At 67.9% G+C, this 23,878-nt stretch carries 23 protein-coding genes; 15 read left to right on the top strand and 8 right to left on the bottom strand.

Translation table 11 applies throughout. The features are described from left to right. Nucleotides 1-66: 66 nt before the first annotated feature. A complete protein-coding gene (gene ubiD / locus ACXRVZ_RS10495; protein ID WP_458232396.1) occupies nucleotides 67-1,605 on the top strand; it encodes a 4-hydroxy-3-polyprenylbenzoate decarboxylase in 1,539 nt (512 codons plus the stop codon). 153 nt (nucleotides 1,606-1,758) lie between these two features. On the opposite strand, the gene ACXRVZ_RS10490 is transcribed toward ubiD, so the two are convergent. Further along, the gene (locus ACXRVZ_RS10490; protein WP_457427617.1) at nucleotides 1,759-2,550 is read right to left on the bottom strand and encodes a YdcF family protein; all 792 of its coding nucleotides are present in this window, start codon (nucleotides 2,548-2,550) and stop codon (nucleotides 1,759-1,761) included. Between the two features lie 18 nt (nucleotides 2,551-2,568). On the opposite strand from ACXRVZ_RS10490, the gene ACXRVZ_RS10485 reads away from it, so the two are divergent. From ACXRVZ_RS10485 to ACXRVZ_RS10465, 5 genes are read left to right on the top strand one after another with little or no spacing between them, the layout of a single operon-like run. Then, a complete protein-coding gene (locus tag ACXRVZ_RS10485; protein ID WP_458232395.1) occupies nucleotides 2,569-6,036 on the top strand; it encodes a DUF748 domain-containing protein in 3,468 nt (1,155 codons plus the stop codon). Nucleotides 6,037-6,046: 10 nt separating this feature from the next. Then, entirely contained in the window at nucleotides 6,047-6,583 is a 537-nt protein-coding gene (msrA, locus tag ACXRVZ_RS10480) for a peptide-methionine (S)-S-oxide reductase MsrA (protein ID WP_457427613.1), read from the top strand. Then, the gene (locus ACXRVZ_RS10475) at nucleotides 6,583-7,305 is read left to right on the top strand and encodes an ABC transporter ATP-binding protein (RefSeq protein WP_457427611.1); all 723 of its coding nucleotides are present in this window, start codon (nucleotides 6,583-6,585) and stop codon (nucleotides 7,303-7,305) included. Before msrA ends, ACXRVZ_RS10475 begins: the two co-directional genes overlap by 1 nt. Next, a complete protein-coding gene (locus ACXRVZ_RS10470) occupies nucleotides 7,302-8,501 on the top strand; it encodes an FtsX-like permease family protein (RefSeq protein WP_457427609.1) in 1,200 nt (399 codons plus the stop codon). The genes ACXRVZ_RS10475 and ACXRVZ_RS10470 overlap by 4 nt, the downstream gene beginning before the upstream one ends. A 19-nt stretch (nucleotides 8,502-8,520) precedes the next feature. Next, complete coding sequence (locus ACXRVZ_RS10465) at nucleotides 8,521-9,006, top strand: DUF3299 domain-containing protein (RefSeq protein ID WP_457427607.1); 486 nt, start codon at nucleotides 8,521-8,523, stop codon at nucleotides 9,004-9,006. On the opposite strand, the gene pdxH is transcribed toward ACXRVZ_RS10465, so the two are convergent. Beyond that, entirely contained in the window at nucleotides 9,003-9,650 is a 648-nt protein-coding gene (gene pdxH, locus ACXRVZ_RS10460) for a pyridoxamine 5'-phosphate oxidase (RefSeq protein ID WP_457427605.1), read from the bottom strand. The genes ACXRVZ_RS10465 and pdxH overlap by 4 nt on opposite strands. A 356-nt stretch (nucleotides 9,651-10,006) precedes the next feature. Here pdxH and ACXRVZ_RS10455 point away from each other — a divergent pair, with 356 nt between their 5' ends. Then, the gene (locus ACXRVZ_RS10455; protein WP_457424136.1) at nucleotides 10,007-10,615 is read left to right on the top strand and encodes a nucleotidyltransferase family protein; all 609 of its coding nucleotides are present in this window, start codon (nucleotides 10,007-10,009) and stop codon (nucleotides 10,613-10,615) included. A 1-nt stretch (nucleotide 10,616) separates the two neighbouring features. Here the strand turns inward: ACXRVZ_RS10455 and ACXRVZ_RS10450 are convergent, their stop codons facing one another. Beyond that, complete coding sequence (locus ACXRVZ_RS10450) at nucleotides 10,617-11,240, bottom strand: gamma-glutamylcyclotransferase (RefSeq protein ID WP_457424138.1); 624 nt, start codon at nucleotides 11,238-11,240, stop codon at nucleotides 10,617-10,619. A 281-nt stretch (nucleotides 11,241-11,521) separates the two neighbouring features. On the opposite strand from ACXRVZ_RS10450, the gene edd reads away from it, so the two are divergent. Both edd and eda read left to right on the top strand, forming a co-directional pair. Further along, nucleotides 11,522-13,351 (top strand): phosphogluconate dehydratase, encoded by a 1,830-nt coding sequence (gene edd / locus ACXRVZ_RS10445; protein ID WP_458232394.1) that lies wholly within the window; start codon nucleotides 11,522-11,524, stop codon nucleotides 13,349-13,351. Between the two features lie 65 nt (nucleotides 13,352-13,416). Next, the gene (gene eda / locus ACXRVZ_RS10440; protein WP_457424142.1) at nucleotides 13,417-14,037 is read left to right on the top strand and encodes a bifunctional 4-hydroxy-2-oxoglutarate aldolase/2-dehydro-3-deoxy-phosphogluconate aldolase; all 621 of its coding nucleotides are present in this window, start codon (nucleotides 13,417-13,419) and stop codon (nucleotides 14,035-14,037) included. Here eda and ACXRVZ_RS10435 read toward each other — a convergent pair. Together ACXRVZ_RS10435 and ACXRVZ_RS10430 are read right to left on the bottom strand one after the other, a co-directional pair. Next, nucleotides 14,023-14,574, bottom strand: coding sequence for a PaaI family thioesterase (locus ACXRVZ_RS10435; RefSeq protein WP_457424144.1), 552 nt, complete (start codon nucleotides 14,572-14,574; stop codon nucleotides 14,023-14,025). The genes eda and ACXRVZ_RS10435 overlap by 15 nt on opposite strands. A 67-nt stretch (nucleotides 14,575-14,641) precedes the next feature. Then, entirely contained in the window at nucleotides 14,642-15,058 is a 417-nt protein-coding gene (locus tag ACXRVZ_RS10430; RefSeq protein WP_457424146.1) for a hypothetical protein, read from the bottom strand. Between the two features lie 57 nt (nucleotides 15,059-15,115). On the opposite strand from ACXRVZ_RS10430, the gene ACXRVZ_RS10425 reads away from it, so the two are divergent. From ACXRVZ_RS10425 to ACXRVZ_RS10405, 5 genes are all read left to right on the top strand, one after another. Further along, entirely contained in the window at nucleotides 15,116-15,874 is a 759-nt protein-coding gene (locus tag ACXRVZ_RS10425; protein ID WP_457424148.1) for a helix-turn-helix transcriptional regulator, read from the top strand. Nucleotides 15,875-16,048: 174 nt separating this feature from the next. After that, nucleotides 16,049-16,366: a hypothetical protein gene (locus ACXRVZ_RS10420; protein WP_458232393.1), complete on the top strand. Its 318-nt coding sequence runs from the start codon at nucleotides 16,049-16,051 to the stop codon at nucleotides 16,364-16,366. An 87-nt stretch (nucleotides 16,367-16,453) separates the two neighbouring features. Continuing rightward, the gene (locus ACXRVZ_RS10415) at nucleotides 16,454-17,104 is read left to right on the top strand and encodes a CatA-like O-acetyltransferase (RefSeq protein ID WP_458232392.1); all 651 of its coding nucleotides are present in this window, start codon (nucleotides 16,454-16,456) and stop codon (nucleotides 17,102-17,104) included. A gap of 207 nt (nucleotides 17,105-17,311) precedes the next feature. Next, nucleotides 17,312-18,871, top strand: coding sequence for an alpha-L-fucosidase (locus ACXRVZ_RS10410; RefSeq protein WP_457424154.1), 1,560 nt, complete (start codon nucleotides 17,312-17,314; stop codon nucleotides 18,869-18,871). Nucleotides 18,872-19,018: 147 nt separating this feature from the next. Beyond that, complete coding sequence (locus tag ACXRVZ_RS10405) at nucleotides 19,019-19,231, top strand: DUF4287 domain-containing protein (protein WP_457424156.1); 213 nt, start codon at nucleotides 19,019-19,021, stop codon at nucleotides 19,229-19,231. On the opposite strand, the gene xth is transcribed toward ACXRVZ_RS10405, so the two are convergent. The 3 genes from xth to ACXRVZ_RS10390 are packed head-to-tail and all read right to left on the bottom strand — an operon-like array spanning nucleotide 19,228 to nucleotide 22,702. Then, nucleotides 19,228-19,998: an exodeoxyribonuclease III gene (xth, locus tag ACXRVZ_RS10400; RefSeq protein WP_457424157.1), complete on the bottom strand. Its 771-nt coding sequence runs from the start codon at nucleotides 19,996-19,998 to the stop codon at nucleotides 19,228-19,230. The genes ACXRVZ_RS10405 and xth overlap by 4 nt on opposite strands. 18 nt (nucleotides 19,999-20,016) lie before the next feature. Then, nucleotides 20,017-21,438 (bottom strand): dihydrolipoyl dehydrogenase, encoded by a 1,422-nt coding sequence (locus ACXRVZ_RS10395; protein ID WP_457424159.1) that lies wholly within the window; start codon nucleotides 21,436-21,438, stop codon nucleotides 20,017-20,019. A gap of 52 nt (nucleotides 21,439-21,490) precedes the next feature. Next, entirely contained in the window at nucleotides 21,491-22,702 is a 1,212-nt protein-coding gene (locus tag ACXRVZ_RS10390; protein WP_457424161.1) for a hypothetical protein, read from the bottom strand. A gap of 305 nt (nucleotides 22,703-23,007) precedes the next feature. On the opposite strand from ACXRVZ_RS10390, the gene ACXRVZ_RS10385 reads away from it, so the two are divergent. Further along, a complete protein-coding gene (locus ACXRVZ_RS10385) occupies nucleotides 23,008-23,877 on the top strand; it encodes a lysophospholipid acyltransferase family protein (RefSeq protein WP_457424163.1) in 870 nt (289 codons plus the stop codon). The last annotated feature ends 1 nt before the right edge of the window (nucleotide 23,878 follow it).

Below are 23,878 nucleotides of genomic sequence, written 5' to 3'. Positions count from 1 at the left end.
GCCAGATTTTACGGTTCGAAGATAACCAGTCAAGGTTGTTTCGGCCAATCCAAACTACTTTTGGTTATGAAATACAGCGACCTGCGGGACTTTATCGCCGGCTTGGAAGGGCTTGGCGAACTGAAACGAGTGCGTGAAAAAGTCTCGCCCGTGCTGGAGATGACGGCTCTCAGCGACCGCGTCCTGCGGGCCGGCGGACCGGCCTTGCTATTCGAKGCGCCAGCCGGGTTTTCCACCCCCGCCTTGACCAATCTTTTCGGGACAACGCGTCGCGTCGCACTCGGCATGGGCGCTGAGTCTCTGGCCGATTTGAGGGATGTCGGGCGGGTGCTGGCCAGCCTCAAGGAACCCGACCCGCCCAAGGGCTTGAAGGACGCCGGCAAGCTGCTGCAAATGGCCAAGGCGCTGTGGGACATGAAGCCCGCCGTGCAGCGTCGTGCGGCCTGTCAGGAAGAGGTCTTCGAAGGCAGCGACATCGACCTCGGCCGCCTGCCCATCCAGACCTGCTGGCCGGACGACGCAGCCCCCCTGATCACGTGGGGTCTGGTCATCACGCGGGGGCCGACCCGCACGCGCCAGAACCTCGGCATCTATCGCCAGCAGCTCATCGGCCCTCGCCAAGTCATCATGCGCTGGCTGGCGCACCGGGGTGGTGCGCTTGACTTCCGCGACCACGCGCTGGCGCATCCGGGCGAGCCATTTCCCATCGCCGTGGCCCTGGGCGCCGACCCGGCCACCATCCTTGGCGCCGTGACGCCGGTGCCGGACAGCCTGTCCGAGTACCAGTTCGCCGGTCTGCTGCGCGGCTCCCGCACCGAGCTGGTCAACACCGGCGTTGGCATCGGTCAGCCCTTGCAGGCGCCGGCCTCGGCCGAAATCGTGCTGGAGGGCCACATCCCGACCGCCGCGCCCGGCTACACCGGCGTCAGCGCGCGCGGCGTGCCGCTGAAGGAGAAGGGCGGCTACCTGCACGCGCTTGAGGGTCCGTTTGGCGACCACACCGGCTATTACAACGAGCGGGACTGGTTCCCCGTCTTCGAGATCAGCCGCCAGACCCAGCGCAAGAACCCGATCTACCACTCGACCTACACCGGCAAGCCGCCGGACGAACCCGCCATCCTGGGCGTGGCGCTCAACGAGGTCTTCGTGCCCATCCTGCAGAAGCAGTTCCCCGAGATCGTCGACTTCTACCTGCCGCCCGAAGGCTGCAGCTACCGTATGGCCGTCGTCTCGATCAAGAAGGCCTACCCCGGCCATGCCAAGCGGCTGATGTTCGGCATCTGGAGCTTTCTGCGCCAGTTCATGTACACGAAGTTCATCGTCGTCGTGGACGACGACATCGACACGCGCAACTGGCAGGAGGTGATCTGGGCCATCACCACCCGCATGGACCCGGTGCGCGACACCACGCTGGTGGACAACACGCCCATCGACTACCTGGACTTCGCCTCACCCGTCAGTGGCCTGGGCGGCAAGATGGGGCTGGACGCGACCAACAAGTGGCCGGGCGAGACCAGCCGCGAATGGGGCCGTGGCATCACGTTGCCGCCCGAAGTCACAAAACGGGCCGACGAGCTATTCGGGCAACTCTTCTTGAAGGCCTGACGGCGCTCGCCTACTGTTGAGATGCCTTTTCAGGCACAACCTCTGGCGCAATCCCTTGCGCGCCAGGAGCCCATCGGCAAATCGCCTTTGAGCCCCATGGTGGCCTAGCCACCCGACCCCGCCCGGCCTCCAAGCCCGGCGGGGTTTCTAATTTCAGCGTCCGCCCAACCGGGCCAGCGCTTCGTAGACGACGTAGCGCACGCGCTCGAAGCCGCCGCTCGAGGGGCACCAGTCGTCGAAATTGAACTGGCCTTCCGCGCTCAGGCCCACCGGCGCCGGGCGGACGCTGATCCCCAGCGGCACTGCCTCGGCTTCAAAGGCGCGCAGCGCTCTCGCCATGTGCTCCTCGTGCGTGACCAGCAGGATGTGCCTGACGCCGGACTGCGCCAGCAACGGCAGCGTTTTGGCGGCGTTCTGGCGCGTGTCGCGGGAACTGCCTTCGGCCCAGCGCAACGGCAGGCCGTAGTCCTGCGCCGCCATGCGAGCGACGATGCTGGCTTCTGACTGCTGCAGCTCCTTCGCCGTCCAGCCGACGCCGCCAGAAAACCCCAGCGGCCAGCCACTGCGCCGCGCCAGCCAGACTCCGTAGGCCAGACGCTCGCCGGTGATGTCGCCCGCGCGGCCGTAGCCGAACTCGGGGACGTAGCGCCGCACACCGCCGCCCAGCACCAGCACCGCGCCATCCTTGCGGCCGCGCAGCGCGTCCACCTGGGCGGGGCGCAACAGCGGCGGTTGGCCGGCGGCTTGGCTGAGCAGCTCGCCCGCCGCCTCCGTGGTCGACAGCCAGACCAGCGCCAGCGCCAGCCCCAACATCCAGCCGCTGCCACGCCGGCTGCGCTTCAGGCGCCAGCCACCCCAGGCCGCCAGCATCAGCATCGGCGCCGGCGGCAGAAGGGCGGCGAGCAACAGGGTCTTGAAGCCGGAATAGTCGAGGGCGAAGCTCACATTTGCATCATCGCCGACATGAATAATGCGTCCGCCATGACGACAGCCTCCCGTTCCCCCGTTCGTATTGCCCTCTGGACGCTGGTTTCGCTGTCGGCCCTGGTCTCACTCCTGCTGATCATCGTCACGCTGGCCTTGCCGGGCTGGATCGCCGGACGCGGCGTGGCGCTGGCCAGCGAGGCGCTGGGCCGGCCGGTGAGCATCGAGCAGGCGCATTTCCAGCCCTGGCGGCTCGCCGTCGTCATCGACGGCCTGCGCATCGCCGGCCCTGCCGGCCAGCCCCCGCTGCTGACGCTCGCGAAGCTGGATGCCGCCCTGTCGCTGCGCTCGCTGCTGCGTGGTCACGCCGTCGTTGAATCCCTGGAACTGACCCGCCCCGAGCTGCGCCTCGCCCGCGTCGCCGAGGGGCACTACGACTTCGACGACCTGCTGCAGCGTTTTGCTGCCAAGCCCGGCGCGCCGGAAGGTGAAGACCCCGAGTTCGCCGTCTACAACATCGAGCTGACCGACGGCCGCGTGCTCTTCGACGACCGCCCGGTGCAGCGCAAGCACGAGCTGGCGGCCCTGCATCTGGCCCTGCCGTTCGTGTCGACGCTGGCGTCGGACGTGAAGGTCAAGGTGCAGCCGCAACTCAGCGGCAAGCTCGACGGCGTCGCCTTCGACAGCCGTGCCGAAGCGCTGCCGTTCGAAGACGATGCCAGCGGGCGACTGTCCTTCAAGCTGGCCGGCCTGGACCTGGCGCCGCTGGCGGCCTACGTGCCGCAAAGCCTGCCGCTGCGCCTGGCCGGCGGTCGGCTCGACGTCGACGTGGCGCTGGACTTTGCCGAGCGGCCCAAACAACCGCCCGGCGTCAAGCTCAGCGGCGGGCTGCAGCTGCACGAGCTGTCCCTGACCCAGCCCGACGGCCAGCCGCTGCTCGGCCTCAAGCACCTGAGCCTGCCGCTGGCCGACGCGCAGCCGCTGCGGCGCCAGCTCGCGTTCGGCCGGATCGTGCTGGATTCGCCCAGCGTGTGGCTGCGGCCCTTGCCAGTGTCGCCAGCGTCGACGGCCTCAGGGCAGGGTGGCGGCGCGCCTTGGCAGATCAGCGTGGCGGGGCTGGAAGTCAACGATGGCCGCTTCAACGTCGGCAAGTTTGAGCTGGACGCCATCCAGATCAAGCTCGCCGCCGCCGCCTGGCCGCTGAAGGCGCCTACCCAGCTCGACGCCAGCCTGCGCCTGGGAGAGGGCACGCTGACCGCGCAGGCCAGGCTGTCGCCAGAGGCGCTGGAGGCCGAGGCCGAGCTGCAAGGCCTGGCCATTGAACGCCTGGCCGCCTGGTTGCCCTTGCCGCCCGGCGCCAAACTCGTGGCCGCCGTTTCCACCAAGGCGGCGCTGAGCCTCCAGGACCCGCTGGTCAGCGGCGCCGCTGACCGCGCCAAGCTGACGCTGAGCGAGCTTCAGGTCAGTGGCTTGCGTCTGGCCCTGTCTGTCAAACCTTTGCTGACTCTCGCCTCCGCCCGGCTCGACCACGCCGAGGTCGACCCCGGCAGCCGCTCGCTGCGCCTGGGCACACTCACGCTGGACGCGCCGMGTGCCCAGCTCGCCCGCGAGGCCGATGGCAGCCTCAACCTCGCGCCGCTGCTGCCGGCCGAGCCCGCCGTTTCGGCTAGCGCACCGGCCTGGAAGCTGCAGCTCGCCGCCCTGCAGGTCGAACGCGGCGCGCTGCGCTGGCGCGATGCCGCCGTGCCGCCCGGCGTGGCAGCTGTCGCGCTTGCCATCGAGCCACTGCGCCTTCAGCTTGGCGCACTTGCCTGGCCCGCCACCCCGCCGCTGCAGGCCCAGTTCACGACCCAGCTGGCTGAGCTTGGCGACAACGACCAACCCATTGCCGCCAGCGCCGGCAGCTTGCAATGGAACGGTCGCATCGGCCTGGCGCCGCTGTCGGCCAGCGGCAACCTGCAGGCCCAGGCGCTGCCGCTGCGCCTGCTCAACGCCTATCTGGACCCGGCCTGGGGCCTGCAAATGCAGCGCGCCGAACTGGGGCTCAAGGCCGACCTGGACACGACACGCCTGGCCAGCGGCGCCTGGCAGGCCACGCTGGGCGGTGACGCGCACATTGGCCCGCTGGCCCTGGCGCAGGCCCGCGTCGTCGACGGCCAGCGCGTCGTCGGCGAAGACCTGCTGAGCTGGCAGATGCTGCAGCTCGGCGGCGTCAAGCTGGCTCTGGCGCCGGGCGCGCCGCCGCGCCTGGCCGTGCGCGAGGCTCAGTTGGACGATGGCTATGCCCGCCTCATCATCAACGAGCAGGGCCGCTTCAACCTGCGCGACATCGGCCCGGCCGAGGCGGCGTCCGCACCTGCTGCCGCCGCGTCTTCCCCGGCGCTGGAGTTCGCCATCGAGCGCATCCGCGTCAACCGCAGCACGGTGGACTTCAATGACCGCTTCGTGAAGCCCAGCTACAGCGCCCGGCTGACCGAGCTGCAGGGTTCGCTCGGCGCCTTCTCGTCCACCAGCGCGGCCATGGCGCCGCTGACCGTGCGCGGCAAGGTTGCCGGCACCGGCCTGCTGGAGATCGACGGCCAGCTCAAGCCCGGCGCGCCGCTGGCCATGGACGTGCAGGCCAACGCGACGGACATCGAGCTGGCGCCACTGTCAGGCTACGCCGGCAAGTACGCCGGCTATGCCATCGAGCGCGGCAAGCTGTCGGCCAGGCTGAACTACAAGGTCGAACCCGGCGGCCAGCTCGTGGCCAGCAACCAGATCATCCTGAACCAGCTGACCTTCGGCGAGCGCGTCGACAGCCCCGACGCGACCTCGCTGCCGGTGCGCTTTGCTGCCGCGCTGCTGAAGGACGGCAATGGCGTCATCGACGTCAATCTGCCCGTCAGCGGCTCCTTGAACGATCCAGATTTCAGCGTCGCCGGCCTGGCGTGGAAGCTCTTCCTCAACCTCATCGGCAAGGCGCTCACGTCGCCTTTCTCGCTGTTCACCGGCAGCGACTCGGCCGAGGAAGCCGAGATTGCCTTCGCGCCTGCCAGTGCGGAGCTGGGCGCCACCGACAAGCTCGACCGCATCGCCAAACAGCTGGCCGACAAGGCCGGCGTGCAGCTCACGCTGACCGGCTGGGCCGACTCCGAGACCGAGGTGCCGGCCCTGCGTGAGCAGCGGCTGGCGGCGGCCTTGAAGGGCGAGACGGCCGCGACACCCGAGGCGGCGCTCAAACGTCTGTATGAAGCCACCAAGCTGCCCAACAAGCCCCGCAACGTCCTCGGCCTGACCAAGGACTTGCCACCCGCCCAGATGCGTGGCCTGCTGATGGCCAGCTACGAGTTCGACGACGAAGCCTTGCGCCAGCTGGCCGCCGCTCGCGCTGTGGCCGTGCGCGACGCGCTGCTGGCCCGTGGCGCCCCCAATGCCCGCGTCTTCCTGGCCGCACCAAAGCTCTGCAACGGGGCTTGCCAGGCTGGCTGGCGCCCCCATGTCGAGCTATCCCTCGGCGCCCATTGAAAGGTCATCCATGTCTGCCCCCAATCTCGAACGCATCACCCTGGCCGGCGGCTGCTTCTGGTGCCTGGAGGCCGTCTACGAGCGGGTGCGCGGCGTGCACCATGTCGAGAGCGGCTACAGCAACGGCCAGGGCCCGGCGCCCAGCTACGAGGCGGTCTGCGGCGGCAAGACCGGTTATGCCGAGGTCGTGCGCGTCGACTTCGACCCCGCCGAGGTCTCGCTGCGCGAGCTGCTGGAGGTCTTCTTCACCATTCACGACCCGACCACGTTGAACCGCCAGGGCGCCGACGTCGGCACGCAATACCGCTCGGCCATCTACTGGCACACCGAGGCCCAGCGCGAGCTGGCGGCCGAGGTGCTGAAGGAGGCCAACGACCACCATGGCGGCCGTGTCGTCACCGAACTGCTGCCCGAGGCCAACCACCACCCAGCCGAGGCCTACCACCAGCACTACTACGCCCGCAACCCGGAGCAGGGTTACTGCGCCTTCGTCGTCGCGGGCAAGGTGGACAAGTTCCTGTCCAGCTTCAAGCGCCTGGTGAAGTGATGTTGTCCTGGGGCGGGCTGGCACATCAATACGCCGGCGCGCCGGAGGCCATCCGCTACGCCGATTTCTCGCTGGGCGCCGGCCGCCATCTGCTGCTGCGCGGCGCCTCGGGCTCGGGCAAGTCGACGCTGCTTGCGCTGTTGTCGGGCTTGCTGCGCGTGCAGCAAGGCGAGCTGAATGTCGCAGGGACAGACCTGGCGGCCTTAAGCCCGCGTGCTCTGGACGCCTGGCGCGGCGCGACCCTCGGCGTCGTGCCGCAGCGCCTGCACCTGAGCGAGGCGCTGACGGTGGCCGAAAACCTGGCGCTGCCGGCGCTGGCCGCAGGGCAGGGCGCCGACCCCGACCGCGCTGCCGAGTTGCTGGTCGCGCTGGACATTGCCGAGCTGGCCGCGCGCCGGCCGCACCAGCTCAGCGTCGGCCAGGCCCAGCGCGTGGCCCTGGCGCGTGCGCTGATGCGCCGCCCGCGCCTGCTGCTGGCCGATGAGCCCAGCGCAAGCCTGGACGACGAGCACACGCTGCACATGCTGGCCCTGCTGCTGGACGCCGCCGAGCGCGAAGGCTGCACCTTGGTCATCGCCAGCCATGATGGCCGCGTCATCGAGGCGCTGAGTGCGCGGGACGACGTGGCGGAAGTGGTGCTGCGGGGCAAGCTGCCTGGCGGTTCGTCCGCCTTGCCCACAGGGAATCGGACAAGCTACTGGCTGGACGAAGGGACGACATGATCCGCCTCGCCTGGCGCTATCTCTGGTCCAGCCCGCTGACCACGGCGCTGAACCTGCTGCTGCTGACGCTGGGCCTGGCCGCCGTCACCTTTGTGCTGCGCGCCAGCGCCCAGGTCGAGGCCGGTCTGAAGCGCGACCTCGCCGGCATCGACCTCGTCGTCGGCGCCAAGGGCAGCCCGATGCAGATCATGCTGGCCGGCGTCTTCCACCTCGACGCGCCGACCGGCAACATCCCGCTCGCCACGCTGGACCTGCTCAAGGCACAACCCCTCGTCGCCCAGGCCGTGCCGCTGTCGCTGGGCGACTCCTTCCGCGGCTACCGTATCGCCGGTACGACGCCGGACTACATCGATCTTTACGACGCCAAGATCTCTTCGGGCGCCGTGTGGACCAAGCCCATGCAGGCCGTGCTGGGCGCGGAGGTGGCGCGCACCAGCGGGCTCAAGGTCGGCGACCATTTCGCCGGCAGCCACGGCCTGGCGTCGGGTGGCGGCGCACATGGCGAGCACCAGTTCGAGGTCGTCGGCGTGCTGGCCGAATCGGGCAGCGTGCTGGACCGCCTCGTGCTGACCGACCTGGCCTCGGTGTGGGAGGTGCATGAAGTCCATCACACCGCCCACGCCCACGCCGCCGCCGACGAGGACGAGCCCAAGGAGATCACGCTGGCCCTGGTGCGCTACCGCAGCCCGCTGGCAGCCGCCATGCTGCCGCGCTGGGTCAATGCACAAGACGGCCTGCAGTCCGCCGCGCCAGCGCTGGAGACCGCGCGGCTGATGCGGCTGGTGGGCGCCGGCACCGAGGTGCTGCGCGGCTTCGGCATCGTCCTGCTGGCAGCCGCCGGGCTGTCCGTCTGGGTTGCGCTGCTGCATGCGGTGCGCGCCCGCCAGGGCGACCTGGCCATGCTGCGCATGCTGGGTGCACCGGCCCGCCGCGTCGCCACGCTGATCGCGCTGGAGGCGTTGCTGCTGGCGGGCCTGGCGACCGTGCTGGGCTTGGCGGCGGGGCACGGCTTCGTCGCGTTGCTGGAGCGGCTGCTGGCCGAACGCCAGTCGCTGCGCCTGGGGCCCCTGGGCTTCAGCGAGGCCGAATGGCTGGTGCCCTTGCTGGCCGCAGGGCCTGCGCTGCTGGCTGCCGCGTGGCCGGCCTGGCGGGCCTATCGTCTGGATGTCACGACGCTGCTGCAAGCTCCGCGTTGACCACGACAATCCCGCCATCATGAAGTTCAAGTTCCTTCTCGCGCTCTGCCTGTCCACCACGGCCGTGTTCGCGCAAACACCCCCGCCTATCGGCCAGGGCGCTGGCTATCACGACCCGCGCAGCCCCTTCAAGCCGCTGGAAGACCGGGCCGACATCCTGTCCTGGAAGCTGCTGTCCCAGGTCACCGCCAAGGCCGAGAAGAAGAAGCTGATTCCTACCTTCCCCGCCGCCGTGCAGGCCTTGGACCGCAAGACCGTCAAGGTGCAGGGCTTCATGACGCCGCTGGAGGCGGGCGACAAGCAACAGCACTTCCTGCTGTCCTCCGTGCCGACGAGCTGTTCCTTCTGCGTGCCGGCCGGGCCCGAGGGCATGGTCGAGGTGCGCACCAAGAAGCCGGTGCGCTACACGCTGGAGCCGGTCGTCGTTGAAGGCGTGCTGGCGGTGCTGATGGACGATCCCTACGGCCTTTACTACCGCGTGGAAGACGGCAACGCCGTCAATTAGGGCGCCAAGCGCTCGCGAACCCAGCGGTCCGCGTCCCGGCTGAACACCAGCCGGTCATGCAGCCGCGAACGCCGGCCCTGCCAGAACTCGAAACGCTCCGGCACCAGGCGATAACCGCCCCAGTGCGGCGGCCGGTCCGGGTTGAGCCCATGCTGCAGCGCCGCCTTGGCCGCATTGGCCACCAGCACCGCGCGTGAGCTGATGACGCGGCTCTGCGGCGATGCCCAGGCGCCCAGGCGCGAATCCAGCGGCCGGCTCTTGAAGTAGTCATCCGATTCCTGGGCCGAGGTCTTTTCCACGCGGCCCTCGATGCGCACGACCCGCTCCGTCTCCACCCAATGGAACTGCAGGGCGGCGAATGGGTTGCCTGCCAACTCCTCGCCTTTGCGGCTTTCGTAGTTCGTGAACCAGACGAAGCCGCGCGCATCGCAGCCCTTGAGCAGCACGACGCGGGTCGAGGGTCGATGGTCGGCGCCGACGGTCGCCACGGTCATTGCGGTCGGCTCGGAGATGTCGTGGCCAATCGCCTCGTCCATCCAGCGATTGAACAGCGCCAGCGGGCCATCTGCGGCCTCGGCTTCGTCCAGTTCGCCCAGTTCGTAGCTCTTGCGGAAATCACTCAACTTGCTCATGCGGGAGATCATCAGGCCTGGCGTTGGGCCCGCGTTGGGCCTGCAAGAGGCTGAGTCTAGGCGCACGGCGGAGCAATGCTGGTTGCATTGCGAGCACGTGCAACAACGACTCAGCCTCTTGCAGGCCAAACCCGGAGGGCCGGGGCGAATTGCGGGGTGCTGCGGTGTTGCCCGCTTGTTGTGTGGGCCCGCCACACGCCTCGCAGGCGCCTTGCCCCACCCCGCAATTCGCCCCGGCGCGGGCCCAACGCCAGGCCTGATGCCCTCCCTCAGTATGCAGACCTTCCCTTAAGTGAACGCCCCAGTTTCTAGATGGCAGACGCGACCGGCATGCTTGCGCACTGCAGCAAATTTGAGCAGACCCCTTGATGATCAAACGACGCCCCGCCGTTGTCGTGCTTGCCGCAGGACGCGGCACTCGATTCCGCGGCTCGGGACACAAGCTGGAACAAAAGCTGGGAGGCACAAACGGCGCCGACACCCTGCTGGCCCGCACGCTGCGCCATGCCATCGCAACACGGTTGCCGGTGGTCGTCGTGACGACTGCGGCGCTGGCGCCTTCCGTGCACCGTTTCATCGCCGCGCGCGATGTCGTGACGCTGCCCGAGCACGACGGCCAAGGCCGGCCGCACCCAATAGGCATGGGGCATTCCATCGTGGCGGGGGTCAGCGCGGCGGGTGGCGCCGATGGCTGGCTCATCCTGCCGGCGGACATGCCGCTGGTGCAGCCCGAGACCATCCTGGCGGTGGCCGAAGGGCTGGAGCGCTACCCCGTTTGTTACGCGCAATATCGCGGCATCCAGGGCCACCCGGTGGGCTTTGGCACGGAGCTTTATTCCGAGCTGATGGCCTTGCAGGGCGACGAGGGCGCGCGGCGCATCGTGGCGCGGTATGCGGCCCAGGCTATCGCCGTTGACGACCCCGGTGTGCACATCGACGTCGACACCGAAGAAGACCTCGCACGGCTGGTCAGCTGACTCAAAGCGGCCCGCAAAGCCCGTGTCGGGCCGCCAGATGGGCCTGACGCTCCAATTCCCTGTCGCGGATCCCATGCTCGCGCAAACCCTGAACGGTGCGCAGCAGGTAGTCCAGCGTCGTGCCATAACGGCCACTCGCATGCTGAAAGATGTGCAGCAACTCGGGCTCATGCAGTGGCCCGGTCCAGTTGGGGCTCTGGCGTGACAGCGTGAAGGCCAGCGCCCGCAGCCGGCCGGCATCGGTGTCGCAGTTCAGCCAGCGCGGCTCGTAGACGCCGTTGGGCATTTCGCGGGCCCACAGCCTGGGCAGCACCGCTTCGCCTTCAGCGCGCGGGATGCGGTAGACCAAGCCGCGGCAACTGCCGCCCGAAATCAGTGCCAGCACCAGGCCCGGCTGCTGCGGCGAGCCGCGGTTCACGCGCGAGCTCATGCGCAGCACGCGGTGAAAGCCCAGCACCTTGGCCGGCAGGGCCTGGGCATACTCAAACTCCGGCCGCCAGATCAGCGAACCGTAGGCGAACAGCAGCAGGTCGTCGCCGCTGTCTCGCCATTCGGCCGTCGTGCGCTGGAGCAGATGACTGCTGCGCTCCGGGCCGTGAGGAATGTGGATTGCCTGTAATGCCATCGCCTTCATCTTGTCACGGAGAAACGCCGAATGAGTCTGAGCGAACGTGCGCGCCTGGATGCGGGATGCAGCGCAAGGCGCAAAGCGCAGTCATAGCCGCTGCTATGGCGAGCATTTGCAACGCCGCGATGCGCCCGCAGCCAGGATGCGCGCGTCGCGAGAGACTTGTTCGGCGTTTCTCAGGTACCCAGGCCGTAACCCGAGACTCGCATCGGCAAAGTAATATGGTTACCTAAATTCTCAAGGTCCGGTTACGAGACCGAGGCGCCAGGAGACCCCAGATGAATTCCACCCTGAACGAAGTCACCGAACGCATCCGCGAACGCAGCGCCAAGCTGCGCGGTGACTATCTTGCCCGCATCGCCCAGATGGGCAACCGCCAGCGCGGTTTTGAACGCATGGGCTGTGCCAACGTGGCGCATGCGGTGGCGGCCATGCCGGCCAACGACAAGCTGCGCATCGTTGCCGAGAAGGCGCCGCACCTCGCCGTCGTCACCTCGTACAACGACATGCTGTCGGCGCACCAGCCCTACGAGAACTACCCCGAGCAGATCCGCATCGAGGCCCACCGCCTGGGCGCCACCGTGCAGGTGGCCGGCGGCGTGCCGGCCATGTGCGACGGCGTGACGCAGGGCCTGCCCGGCATGGAGCTGAGCCTGTTCTCGCGCGACACCATCGCCATGAGCACGGCCATCGCGCTGACCCACGACGTCTTCGACGCGGCGCTGCTGCTGGGCATCTGCGACAAGATCGTGCCGGGCCTGCTGATCGGCGCGCTGCACTTCGGCCATCTGCCCTGCGTCTTCGTGCCGGCCGGGCCGATGAGTTCGGGCATCACGAACAGCGAGAAGGCCAAGGTCCGCGAGCTCTACGCCCAGGGCAAGGTCGGCCGCGACGAGTTGCTGAAGAGTGAGTCTGCCGCCTACCACGGTGCCGGCACCTGCACCTTCTACGGCACCGCCAACAGCAATCAGATGCTGCTGGAAGCCATGGGCCTGCACGTGCCCGGCAGCGCCTTCGTGCACCCGCACGACGACCTGCGCACCGCGCTCACGCGCGAGGCCGTCGCCACCGCGCTGAACATCAGCGGCCGCGTGATTGACCAAGCCGCCAAGCCCATCGGCAAGCTGGTGGACGAGCGCTGCATCGTTAATGCGATGGCCGCGCTGCTGGCTACCGGCGGCTCGACGAACCACCTGATCCACTGGGTCGCCGTGGCCCGCTCAGCCGGCATCCTGATCAACTGGACGGACTTCTCGGACCTTTCTGCCGTCGTGCCCCTGCTGGCCCGCGTCTACCCGAACGGCAGCGCCGACGTGAACCAGTTCCAGGCCGCCGGCGGCCCGAGCTTCGTCATTCGCGAGCTGCTGGACGCCGGCCTCATGCACGAGGACGTCATCAGCGTCGGCGGCGACAGCCTGCGCCCCTACACCTTCGTGCCGCATGCAGTGGGGCAGGGCGGCGAGGTCGTCCGCGAAGCCCTGCCGGCCGTGAGCAGCGACGACGGCGTCGTGCGTGGGGCCGCCTCGCCCTTCAGCGCGACCGGTGGCCTCAAGCTGCTGGACGGCAACCTGGGCCGCGCCGTCATCAAGGTCTCGGCCGTGCCGGAGGACCGCCACACCGTCGAGGCTCCCTGCCGCATCTTCCCGACGCAGGAAGCCATGCTGGCCGCGTTCAAGAACGGCGAACTGGAGAAGGACGTCGTCGTCGTCGTGCGCTTCCAGGGCCCACACGCCAACGGCATGCCCGAACTGCACAAGCTGACGCCGCCGCTGGCCGTGCTGCAAGGCAAGGGCTTCATGGTCGCCCTCGTCACCGACGGCCGCATGAGCGGCGCCTCGGGCAAGGTGCCTGCGGCCATCCACGTCAGCCCCGAAGCCCTGGCCGGCGGCCCGCTGGCGCGTCTGCGCGACGGCGATGTCGTGCGCGTCTGCGCCGTCACCGGTTCGCTGCAAGCCCTGGTCAGCGAGGCCGACTGGGCCGCGCGCGAGGTCGCCAAGCTCGAACCGGCGGAAGCCGAGGTCAATGCCCACGGCCTGGGCCGCGAACTCTTCGCGGGTCTGCGACGCAATGTTCTGAGTGCCGAAGAGGGCGCCATCACTTGGCTATGAACAATTGGGGGCCAGACCGCCCGAGCGAAGCGAGTAGCTCTGGCCTCCACTGACTAAGGAAAGAAATGCTTGAAACCCTGAGCCTGGCCAGCTACGGCCCCGTTATCCCGGTCATCGTCATCCAGCGCCTGGAAGACGCCGTGCCGCTCGCCGAAGCCCTCGTGGCCGGCGGCGTGCGCGTGCTCGAAGTGACGCTGCGCACCCCTGTCGCCCTGCAAGCCATGGAAGCCATGGCCAAGGTGCCCGGCGCCATCGTCGGCGCCGGCACGCTGCGCAGTCCGCAGGACGTCATCAACGCCAAGAACGCCGGCTGCCAGTTCGGCGTCAGCCCCGGCTACACCGACGCGCTGGCCGCCGCCTGCAAGGCCGAGGGCCTGCCGCTGCTGCCTGGCGTGTCCACCGCCTCGGAAGTCATGCAGGCCAACTCGGCGGGCTTCGGCTTCCTGAAGCTCTTCCCGGCCGTCGCCGTGGGCGGCGTCAACCTGCTGAAGGCCCTGGGCGGCCCCTTCCCGGACGTGGCCTTCTGCCCCACCGGCGGCATCTCGCTGGAGACGGCGCCGCAGTTCCTGAAGCTCCCCAACGTCAAGGTCTGCGGCGGCTCCTGGCTCACGCCTCAGGACGCCATCGACGCCAAGGACTGGGCGCGCATCACGCGTCTGGCTGCCGAGACCTTAGCCCTGCGGTAAGTCGAACAGCAGGCAGGTCGTGCTCGCATGCGCGTACAGCCTGCCGTCGTGGCCGACGAGTTCGGCCTCGGCCGTTGTCACCTGCCGGCCGCGATGCACGACATGGCCGATGGCGCGAACCAACGGCACTTGGTCGGTCAACGCGCGTACGAGGTTGACCTTGAACTCAAGCGTCGTGTAGCCCCGGCCCACGGGCATCGTCGTGTGCACCGAGCAGCCCAGTGCCGAGTCGAGCAAGGTTGCGAACCAGCCTCCATGCACGCTGCCCAGCGGGTTGTAGTGCTTGAACTGCGGTCGGCCCTGGAAGACGGCCTCGCCGTCGGTGACCGAGATCAGCATGAAGTCCAGCGTCTCGCTGATCGGCGGCCGCGGCGCCAGGCCGTCGAGCATGGCCTGCATTTGCTGCAGGCCGGTCTTGCCGGCCAGCATGGCGCGCGAGGCCAGGCCGGTGTCGCGCTGCTGGCGCAGCATCACGGCGGCCTCGTCGGCGCGCCACTGGCTGAGGATGTCGTCAGGAAAGGGCGCAGAGTTCGTCATGGCGGCAGCTCAAGGGGTTGAACCGCCGATTCTGCGCAAACGCGCCGTGTGGCGCTGTCGCCTGGGTTCAGGCGGCCAGACGCATCGGTTCGCTAACGGCACGGCGATGCGGCGCGCCGCGACGGAGTTCGTCCAGCACCGGCCCCTGCCAGGGCAGCAGATAGACCAGCGTCGCCAGCGTCGCGCGCCGCCGCGACGACAGCAGCGGACGGCCGCGATCATCCAGCAGCAGCACGTTGGAGCGCACGTTCAGCGGGTCGGCCTGCACCACGGTGCCTTCGTCCATCTCCACCCAGTCCCACTCCACCCATGCATTGACATCGGCATAGCGGCGCTCCCACCGCGTCATGCCGCCGACGGAACGATCGCCCGTGCTCGAGCGGACGACGCGGGTCTGGGCGTGACGGACATCCTGGGCGGCGCTGGACAGCGCAGCGACGGGCCAGCAAACACTGCCTTCCGGCAGGCGGATCAAGGTTGACATGGACAGCACCTCGCGGTCGTGTGATTCGAACGAGAGGCAGTCTCCAGTCACAGCGGGGTGTGGGACAAGCTGGCAGACTTGGCAGGTATGGGTGTTCCTGAAATGAACTATCAGCAGTTGATCGATGTCGGTCTGAGCGAAGACTTGGAGAGCTTCGAGCGCCGCCTTCTTGCCACTGCGGATGCGATGGGCTTTCCCATCATTTCGGGCGTGCTGCTGCGCGGCATGCTGACTGATCCCGAGGTGCGGGGCAGCACCTTCGGCAACACACCTGAGGGCCATGCGGCCGCGGCGAGCGACCTCGGGGACGCCTTGCGCGACCCGGTGCTCGACCGACTGATGTCCCAGCCCCTGCCTGTGATCTATGACCGGGACACCTACGTCGCTGCCGGCGTGGGCGAGCTCTGGGAGAAGCAGGCGCCCTATGGCTACAAGACCGGCATAGGCGTCAAGCTGCATCTGCCGGGCGACAAGCACTTCCTGCTCGGGCTGGACCGCGAAGAGGCGCTGCCCGAACCGGGTGCGGCGCTGATGCAACTGGTGGCCGGCGTGCAGTTGCTGGGCGCGCACGCGATGATCGCGGCCGACCGCCTGCTGAGCCCGGCGCTCAACAGGGCGGATTTTCCCAAGCTGACCAAACGGGAGATGGACGTGCTGAGTTGGACGGCGCAGGGCAAGACGGCCTGGGAAGTGAGCGTGATTCTCGGCATGAGCGAGAAGACCGTGAACTTCCATCTCGGCAACACGATGCGCAAGCTCAGCGTCAATTCAAAGCATCAGGCGGTGCTCAAGTGCGTTGCCGCCGGCCTTCTTTGAATCACGCAACCTAGCAGACTTGCCAGGTTTCTAGGGGGGCAAAAACAGAGACAGTCCAGGCAAGCGATTCCCGCCTCGTCCCTGTTGGAGCCACACATGAGCCTTATCGACCTTGTCTACGAAATCCTCGGCCTTCCGCGCTTCGGCGTCTGAACGCCCAGCGCGGCAAGGTTGATGCTGCGCCCTCCTGATCCCCTTTGCGAGCCCCGGCATCTGACTGCAAGCCAACCGTCCGGGCTCGACGACACTGTGTCCATCTCCCCAGAAACCTACGCCCGGCTGTTGAGCCTCGCCGACCAGGCGCCCCTCGACTGCCTGCCACTGACCTCACGAACCTTGAACCGCGCGAAGACGCTGGGCTACAACCAGATCGGGCAGATCCGCAGCACGCCCGCCGACCGACTTGTCGATGACCTGGGCGAGGATCGCGCCGAAGAACTGCATCGCGCGCTGTATGACTTCGGCATGAGGCAGATGGGCACCGCCGACTGACGGCCCGGCCCGAGCTGCTTCCTTCGAAGCCCAGGCGCGAAAGTGACCTGGGCTTTTTCATGCGCTGGCATGCGAGCATGCGGGCCCATGCAAGAAGACCGTGATATCCCCCTGGCCGACTGGCCGCGCCGCGCTGCGCTCCAACATTTCCGCACCATGGCCCAGCCGGCCTTCAGCGTCACCGTGCCGGTGGACGTGACCAGCCTGCGCGAGCGCGCCGCTCGCCATGGCGCCACACCCTGGCTGGCCTACCACCATGCCGCGCTGGAGGCCGCCAACAGCGTCGACGGCATGCGCCAGTCCATACTGGCCGACGGCAGCGGCGTGCGCGAGTTCGCCGCCATCCATGCCAGCACCACGGTGCTTCGCGATGACGGCAGCTTCGGCTTCGTGACCCTGCCGCGCGAGGCCTCGTTGGCCGCCTTTGCTGCGCGCGCCAAGCCCAATGTCGAGCGTGTGCGCCGCGCCAGCGGCGACCTCTTCGCAGCCGACGAGCCCGGTGACGTGCGGGAGGAGACTCTGGTGCACATGACCGCGCTGCCCTGGCTCGCTTTCACCGCTTTCACCCACGCGCGTGGGGTGGGCGACGACCGGCCCAAGGTGGCTTTCGGTCGGTTCAAGGAAGAGGGCGGTCGGCTGCTGATGCCAGTGGCCGTCGACGTCCACCACGCGCTGTGCGACGGCGTGCATGTCGGCCACTTCTTCGATCGATTTCAGGCGCAACTGGACGCCATCTGACCTCGACGGCCTGAGGTCGGTCCATCTCCGAGCGGCCCACTTGGGTGCGATGCCTAGATCGCTGGCGGGAGCCGAGCAACTTCTCCCTCCTACACCAAGGTTGAGGGTTTGTTCCGGTAAGGCCAATGATGTTTTTTGTTCAAATTGGTCAGGCCATTAGCGATGCTGATGCGCTCGCCTTTCTCCAAACAACAGCGTTCGAACCGTATGTCCAATCTAAGTAAACGCACCTTCCTGGCCGCTCCGCTGTTGGCCGCCACCGCCCTCGGGGCTGAGCGCGTCGCGCAAGCGCAGGGCTGCGAACACACTGCGCCGGCGGCATACAAGCCGCCGGCGTCCAGCGGCCCGTTCAACGCTGCGGCCGATTCGCTGCGGACGGCGTCCGTTCCGGGCTGGTTCCGCGAAGCCAAGCTCGGCATCTGGTCGCATTGGGGGCCCCAGGCCGTGCCGGGCCAGGGCGACTGGTATGCCCGCTTCATGTACGTGCCCGGCCATCCGCACTACGACCACCACGTGAAGACCTACGGCCACCCGTCGGAGGTCGGCTACAAGGACATCATCAAGCGGTGGAAGGCCGAGCGCTTCGAGCCCGAGGCGTTGATGGACCGCTATGTGGCCGCGGGTGCGAAGTACTTCGTGTCGATGGGCATGCACCACGACAACTTCGACCTGTGGAACTCCAAGCACCACCGCTGGAACGCCACCAAGCTCGGCCCCATGCGCGACGTGGTGGGCGACTGGGCCCGCGCGGCGCGCAAGCGAGGGCTGCACTTTGGCGTGTCGGAGCACCTGGGCGCCAGCCACAACTGGTGGTGGACCAGCCACCAGTGCGACCAGTTCTGGCCCAAACTGGGCGTGGCCTACGACGGCGCCAAGCCGGAGAACGCCGATCTTTATCACGAGCCGCACGACACCCCGTACCTGAACCGGGGCGGCGACTGGTACACCACCAACCCGAAGTTCCACGAGATCTGGTATCGCCGCGTCGTCGACCTGATCGACAGCCATCAGCCGGACCTGCTGTACACCGACGGCGGCATCCCGTTCGGAGAGGTGGGCCGGGCCGCGATTGCGCATCTGTTCAACACCTCGGTCCGCCGCAACGGGGCGATGCAGGCGGTATACAACCACAAGTCGCTGGGCTCGGGTGAGTTCATCCGCGAGGTCGGCGTGCAGGACGTCGAACGCGGCGTGCTCGATGCCATCAACCCGCTGCCGTGGCAGACCTGCACCTCCAACGGCGACTGGTTCTACTCCGAGCGCGACCGCTACAAAACGCCCGCGCAGGTGCTGACGATGCTGTGCGACATCGTCAGCAAGAACGGCAACATGCTTCTCAACGTGGTGCAGCGCGCCGACGGCACGCTGGCGCCTGAATCGGATGTGCTGCTGACCGAAATGGCGGCCTGGATGAAGGTCAACGGCGAGGCGATCCACGGCACCCGGCCGTGGAAGGTCCACGGCGAGGGCCCGACCGGCGCCGCCAGCGGGGCGTTCAAGGAAAACACGGCCTACACGCCGCAGGACGTCCGCTTCACGACCCGGGGCGACGCGCTGTATGCGCTCACGCTCGGCGAGCCCAAGGGGGCCGTGAAGATCACTTCACTGCGCCAAGGCAGCGCCCAAGACCCGCGCCCGGTGCGCCGGGTCGAACTGCTGGGGGCCGGGCCGCTGCCGTTCCGGCAGAACGCGCAGGCGCTGGAGGTGGACGTTCCCGAACGCCTGCCCAGCCGTCACGTCAGCGCGCTGCGAATCACCCGCGGCTGAAGGCGACGCCCTCCTTGGGGCACTGACTGTCCATGTGATCTCCACGTCAATGGGGCAGGATCGGTTTGTCGAATCAGGCGGTTCGCGATCGTCGTAGGGGATGCCGACCATCGGCCGGCATCCTCCTCAACCCACGCAGGACGTCAAATGGCAACGCAAGACAAGGTCAAAGGCCCCGCCTCCTACTTTCCCTCCATCGAGAAGAAGTACGGCCAGCCCATCGCGCATTGGGAACAGGTGATCGCCAAGGCCGGGGCGCTCAAGCACATGGAGCTGGTCAATCAGCTCAAGGTCGAACATGAGATGGGCCACGGGCACGCCAATGCTCTCGTGGCCTGGTACCTGGCGAAAAAGCCCTAGCCGTCGATCGTCAAGATGACCGGCGCGTGGTCGCTGGGCCGCTCGTTCTTGCGCGGCAGCTTGTCGATCTCGCAGGCCGTCACCCGGCCCTTCAGCGCCTCGCTGACGAGGATGTGATCGATGCGCAGGCCCTGGTTCTTGCGGAAGGCCAGGTTGCGGTAGTCCCACCAGCTCCAGCTCTTGGGCGGCTGCTCGAAGAGGCGGAAGGCGTCCGTGAAGCCCAGCGCGATGAGCTGACGGAAGTGCTCGCGCTCCTCGGGCGTGCAGTGGATCTGACCGGCCCAGGCAACGGGGTCGTAGACATCACGGTCTTCGGGGGCGATGTTGAAGTCACCCATCAGCACGACCTGCTCGTGCTGCTTCATTTCCTCCACCAGCCAGCTGCGCAGGCCGGTCAGCCAGTTCATCTTGTAGGTGAACTTATCGCTGTCCGGCGCCTGGCCATTGGGGAAGTAGCCGCCGATGACACGCACACCGCCCACCGTGCCGGCAATGACGCGGGCCTGCTCGTCGGCAAAGCCGGTGATGTTCTTGACGACGTCGTCCGCCCGCTCGCGGCTGATCAGCGCCACGCCGTTGTAGGTCTTCTGCCCGAACCACTGCACCTGGTAGCCGGCTTCGCCGATCTCCATCGTCGGGAACTTGTCATCGGTGAGCTTGGTCTCCTGCAGCACCAGCGCGTCGACGGGGTGGGCGGCGAGCCAGTTCAGCACCTGAGGCAGGCGCACAGCCAGGGAGTTGACGTTCCAGGTCGCAAACTTCTTCATTGCGTCATCCTACTGGGCTCAGGCGCCCACTTCGGCCGAGGTGTCGCAGTCCAGGCAGTCCTCGAGAGGCGGGTCGGGCAGGTGCTGGTCGTTGTGCAACTGGCGCAGCGCAGTGCGCAAGCCTTCCTCGATGACCGGGTGATAGAAGGCGTTGCCCAGCATCTGCTGCACCGTGTCGCCGCGCTGCACGCTCCAGGCCAGCAGATGACCGAGATGCTCCGCCGCTGGCCCGATCATCTCGGCACCCAGCAGCCGGCCACTGCCGCGCTCGGCATAGACATGCAGGCCACCACGGTTGACCAGCATGACGCGGCTGCGGCCCTGGTCGGCAAAGCTGACACGGCCGGTGTCGAAGGCGATGCCGGCAGCGGTCAGCTCGCCATGGCTGGCACCGGCGACGGCGATCTGCGGGTCGCTGAAGACGACGGCCAGCGGCGCGCGGCGCGGCCGCCGGTGCACATCGGGCCAACGCGCGGCGTTGTCGCCGGCAATGCGGCCGGCGTCGGCGGCTTCGTGCAACAGCGGGTGGTCATTCGTTGCGTCGCCGGCGATGAAGAGCGGCTTGTCGCCCCATTGACCCGTGTGGCGGTCCAGGCTGGGGTGGCCGGCGGCGTCGCGCGGCAGGTTCAGTGCCTCCAGGCCGAGTCCGTCAAGGTTGGGTTCGCGGCCCGCAGTGCAGAGCAGGGCGTCGAAGCGCTCGCCGCCAATGACAACCTGGTCGCCATCCAGCACCGGGTCCAGCGCGGCGGCGTTCAGCGTCAACGGCATGGCTTCGGTGAAGAGCTTCTGAGAGAGGGCCTGCAGCTCCGGGTCGGTCAGCGGCCCGACACGGTCGCTGCGCGAGAACAGGCGCACGCGTACGCCCAGGTGGTGCAGCGCCTGGGCCAGTTCCAGGCCGATGACACCGGCGCCGACGACGGCCAGCGACTGCGGCAGGTCGGTCCAGTCGAAGACGTCGTCATTGACCAGCAGCTTGTCGCCCAACCGCTCGCGCCAGCCGGCCGGGATGCGCGGACGCGAGCCGGTGGCGATGACGACGGACCTGGCCGTGACGCGCTGGCCATCGACATCGAACGTGCCGGCGTCGATGAAGCGCGCGCGGCCCATCAGCCGCGTCGCTTCGGGCCAGCCCTGGACGGTGTCGACCACGAAGCCGACGAAGCGGTCGCGCTCGCTGCGCACACGCTCCATGACCGCGCGGCCGTCGATGCGCGGCGCTTCGGTCTGCACGCCGAAGCGGTGGGCCTCGCGCACCGCCTGTGCCGCGTCGCCAGCGGCGATGAGCAGCTTGCTGGGCATGCAGCCGACGCGCGCGCACGTCGTGCCGTAATGGGCGGCCTCGATGAGCAGCACCTTGTCGCTATGGACCCGCGCGGCCCGGTAAGCCGCCATGCCGGCCGTGCCGGCGCCGATGATCGCGACATCGCAGTGGTGGGTCATGGTGAGATGATTTTATTTAACATAATGCACATTGTCGACAACAAAGGCGCTGTTATCGGGTCGCCACAATCTGGTCAATCAGGTGATCGAGCGACGGTTCAGATATCTCCGCTTGCTGACGGTCGGCCTGGGCGGCGCTTACCGCTGCCTGGATCGCCTTGCACTCCGGTTGCCCGGCCACCCGCACGCGAGTCAGCAGCGCACTGGCCGCTTGGTAGCCGATGAAGGCGCGCTCCTCCACGAGCCGGCGCGCCAGCCACGCCAGGTGCTCAGGCATGTACTTCATCTGCAGAATGACCGTGGCCGCCAGATGCTCGCCAGTCGAAGCACTGCGGATCAGCTCACCGATATAGGGCGCGGCTGCGATGGCGTGGGGCCGCATGCGCCGGACGATGTCGGCCATCTGCTGGGTGCGCTCCTTGGAATATTCCTGCTGGCCTCGCAGCAGCTCGTACTCACCGGCCAGTTGCCGCAACGGCTGGAGCACAAGTTCGGGATCGGCCGGCGCGGCATCGGCGACCGCCTGCGCGGCGCTCAGGCTCGCTGCCGACGGGACGACAGGCAAAGGCGCGGCCTCGTCGGGTCCGATGTCCGAAGCCGGCGACGTATCCTTGGCGCCGATGCGTTCCGCCTCCTTGACGGCTTCCAGATAGCTGCTGAGGTTGCCGTCAGATCGTGCAATCGCTCCCTGCACGAACAACCGCATGTAGAGGTACATCGCCAGGAAGCCGATCAGTGCAAAGCCGACGACGAGTGCGGTGGCTGCCGAGATGTCCGACGCCGTCGGTTGGGGCCGGATCGCTGCCGCTGCATTCCGGCAGATGCGCCCGATCTCAACCTGGAGCTTCTCGAGGTGAACCAGCGTCAGACCGACGATGATCTTGGTCACCCAGTCGGAGACCTCCTCGAGGTTGGTGTTTGGCCGTGCGCGCGGGGTTTGCGCCGCTGCTGCCGTCTTCGGCGCGCCGCCGGATGGCGGGTCCGCCCTGGATGGCAGGCCAGACTTGGGAATGCCGAACAGAAAGCCCATGGCGCTCCCTGCCGCCAATGAGGCGAAGACCCAGAGCAGGACGGGCCCGACCGAGTCGGCCCGCCACCCGACCCAGGCTGCGGCGGCCAGAGCAACCAGGACCACGGGGAGGACGAGGCGGTTGACTCGCGCCAGGTCGTCTGCATCGACGCGCGGCTTCGAGTCGCCGCCGGTGACCTTCCTGAAGGCCGCGTTGATCGCGGCGGTCTTGGCCGGTCTGCTCTGTTGCGCCATTTGTGTCCCCTGCCGCGTCGTCGGTGGTCTTGACGGATTCTGCGGGAACGCTGGCAAAGCCTGGTCGAGGGCCGACCCGAATCAGCCGTCGTGCTGAGCGTCCTGCGTGTTCAGGCATCACCTGCATTGCACGGATCCTCGCGACCACAGACGCCCTCGCCTGCTTCCGGCTAGCCCGGGTGGAAACCTGCTCGGCGAGGCAGTGCAGGTGCTGGTAGATCGAGAAATCGCGTAGCCACTACGATGCCGCCCCTAGAACAAGGGTTGCAGGTGATGGCGCAAATGGTTTTTTCTGAGGGCAGCGCATGGGCATGAAGCTGGTCGTGGGCCTGCTCTGGCTGTTGAGCTGGCTACCGTTCCGCGCCCTGGCGGCGCTGGGCTGGCTGATCGGCAACCTTGTTGCGTCCGTGCCCACGTCGCGCCGGCACATCGGCGAAGTGAACTTGCGGCTCGCGCTGCCAGACTGGACACCCGCCGCCCGCCGCAAGCTGCTGCGCCGGCATTTCGTCGCCATGGTGCAGATGTTGCTGGAGTACGGCTACTGCTGGTTCTCTTCGAAGGAACGCCTGCAACGCCTGATGCGCATCGAAGGCGTGGAACACCTGCGCGCGCTGGAGGGCCGCAATGCCATCCTGCTGGCGGCGCACTTCACCGGGCTGGACCTGGCCGGCGTGCGCGTCTCGCTGGAAACGCCCGTCGCCGGCTTCTACTCGGTGCAGAAGGACCCCTGGTTGGACGCCTTCTTCCTCGCCAAGCGCACGCGCTTCAACTCCGGTGTCATGTTCGCCCGCCATCACGGCTCGCGGCCGCTGCTGCGCGCGTTGAAGGACGGCTACCGCCTCTACTACCTGCCCGACCAGGATCTCGGCCACCGCGATTCGATCTTCGTGCCCTTCTTCGGCGTGCCCGCGGCCACCATCACCGGGCTGTCACGCATGGCGACCGTCGCGAACGCCGCCGTGCTGCCCTGCTACCCACGCCGCGATGCCGATGGCTACACGCTGGTCATCGAGCCGCCGCTGGAGCATTTCCCGAGCAACGACCTCGCGGCCGACGCCACGCGCATGAACGCCATCATCGAAGGCATGGCGCGGCGGCAGTTGCACCAGTACTTCTGGCTGCACAAGCGCTTCAAGTCTCGTCCGCCCGGCGAGGCCGATTTCTACGCGAAGTGAA

This window comes from Roseateles sp. P5_E8 (assembly GCF_054177665.1).
Note: the sequence above shows the minus strand (reverse complement) of the source record. Positions and strands in the feature narration are given on the sequence as shown.

Bases quoted from the DNA above. Each gene is read 5' to 3' on its own strand.
- msrA (WP_457427613.1), top strand. From the start codon at position 6,047: ATGTCTGCCCCCAATCTCGAACGCATCACCCTGGCCGGCGGCTGCTTC.
- ACXRVZ_RS10475 (WP_457427611.1), top strand. From the start codon at position 6,583: ATGTTGTCCTGGGGCGGGCTGGCACATCAATACGCCGGCGCGCCGGAG.
- ACXRVZ_RS10470 (WP_457427609.1), top strand. From the start codon at position 7,302: ATGATCCGCCTCGCCTGGCGCTATCTCTGGTCCAGCCCGCTGACCACG.
- ACXRVZ_RS10465 (WP_457427607.1), top strand. From the start codon at position 8,521: ATGAAGTTCAAGTTCCTTCTCGCGCTCTGCCTGTCCACCACGGCCGTG.
- pdxH (WP_457427605.1), bottom strand. From the start codon at position 9,650: ATGATCTCCCGCATGAGCAAGTTGAGTGATTTCCGCAAGAGCTACGAA.
- ACXRVZ_RS10455 (WP_457424136.1), top strand. From the start codon at position 10,007: ATGATCAAACGACGCCCCGCCGTTGTCGTGCTTGCCGCAGGACGCGGC.
- ACXRVZ_RS10450 (WP_457424138.1), bottom strand. From the start codon at position 11,240: ATGGCATTACAGGCAATCCACATTCCTCACGGCCCGGAGCGCAGCAGT.
- edd (WP_458232394.1), top strand. From the start codon at position 11,522: ATGAATTCCACCCTGAACGAAGTCACCGAACGCATCCGCGAACGCAGC.
- eda (WP_457424142.1), top strand. From the start codon at position 13,417: ATGCTTGAAACCCTGAGCCTGGCCAGCTACGGCCCCGTTATCCCGGTC.
- ACXRVZ_RS10435 (WP_457424144.1), bottom strand. From the start codon at position 14,574: ATGACGAACTCTGCGCCCTTTCCTGACGACATCCTCAGCCAGTGGCGC.
- ACXRVZ_RS10430 (WP_457424146.1), bottom strand. From the start codon at position 15,058: ATGTCAACCTTGATCCGCCTGCCGGAAGGCAGTGTTTGCTGGCCCGTC.
- ACXRVZ_RS10420 (WP_458232393.1), top strand. From the start codon at position 16,049: ATGCTGCGCCCTCCTGATCCCCTTTGCGAGCCCCGGCATCTGACTGCA.
- ACXRVZ_RS10415 (WP_458232392.1), top strand. From the start codon at position 16,454: ATGCAAGAAGACCGTGATATCCCCCTGGCCGACTGGCCGCGCCGCGCT.
- ACXRVZ_RS10410 (WP_457424154.1), top strand. From the start codon at position 17,312: ATGTCCAATCTAAGTAAACGCACCTTCCTGGCCGCTCCGCTGTTGGCC.
- ACXRVZ_RS10405 (WP_457424156.1), top strand. From the start codon at position 19,019: ATGGCAACGCAAGACAAGGTCAAAGGCCCCGCCTCCTACTTTCCCTCC.
- xth (WP_457424157.1), bottom strand. From the start codon at position 19,998: ATGAAGAAGTTTGCGACCTGGAACGTCAACTCCCTGGCTGTGCGCCTG.
- ACXRVZ_RS10395 (WP_457424159.1), bottom strand. From the start codon at position 21,438: ATGACCCACCACTGCGATGTCGCGATCATCGGCGCCGGCACGGCCGGC.
- ACXRVZ_RS10390 (WP_457424161.1), bottom strand. From the start codon at position 22,702: ATGGCGCAACAGAGCAGACCGGCCAAGACCGCCGCGATCAACGCGGCC.
- ACXRVZ_RS10385 (WP_457424163.1), top strand. From the start codon at position 23,008: ATGGGCATGAAGCTGGTCGTGGGCCTGCTCTGGCTGTTGAGCTGGCTA.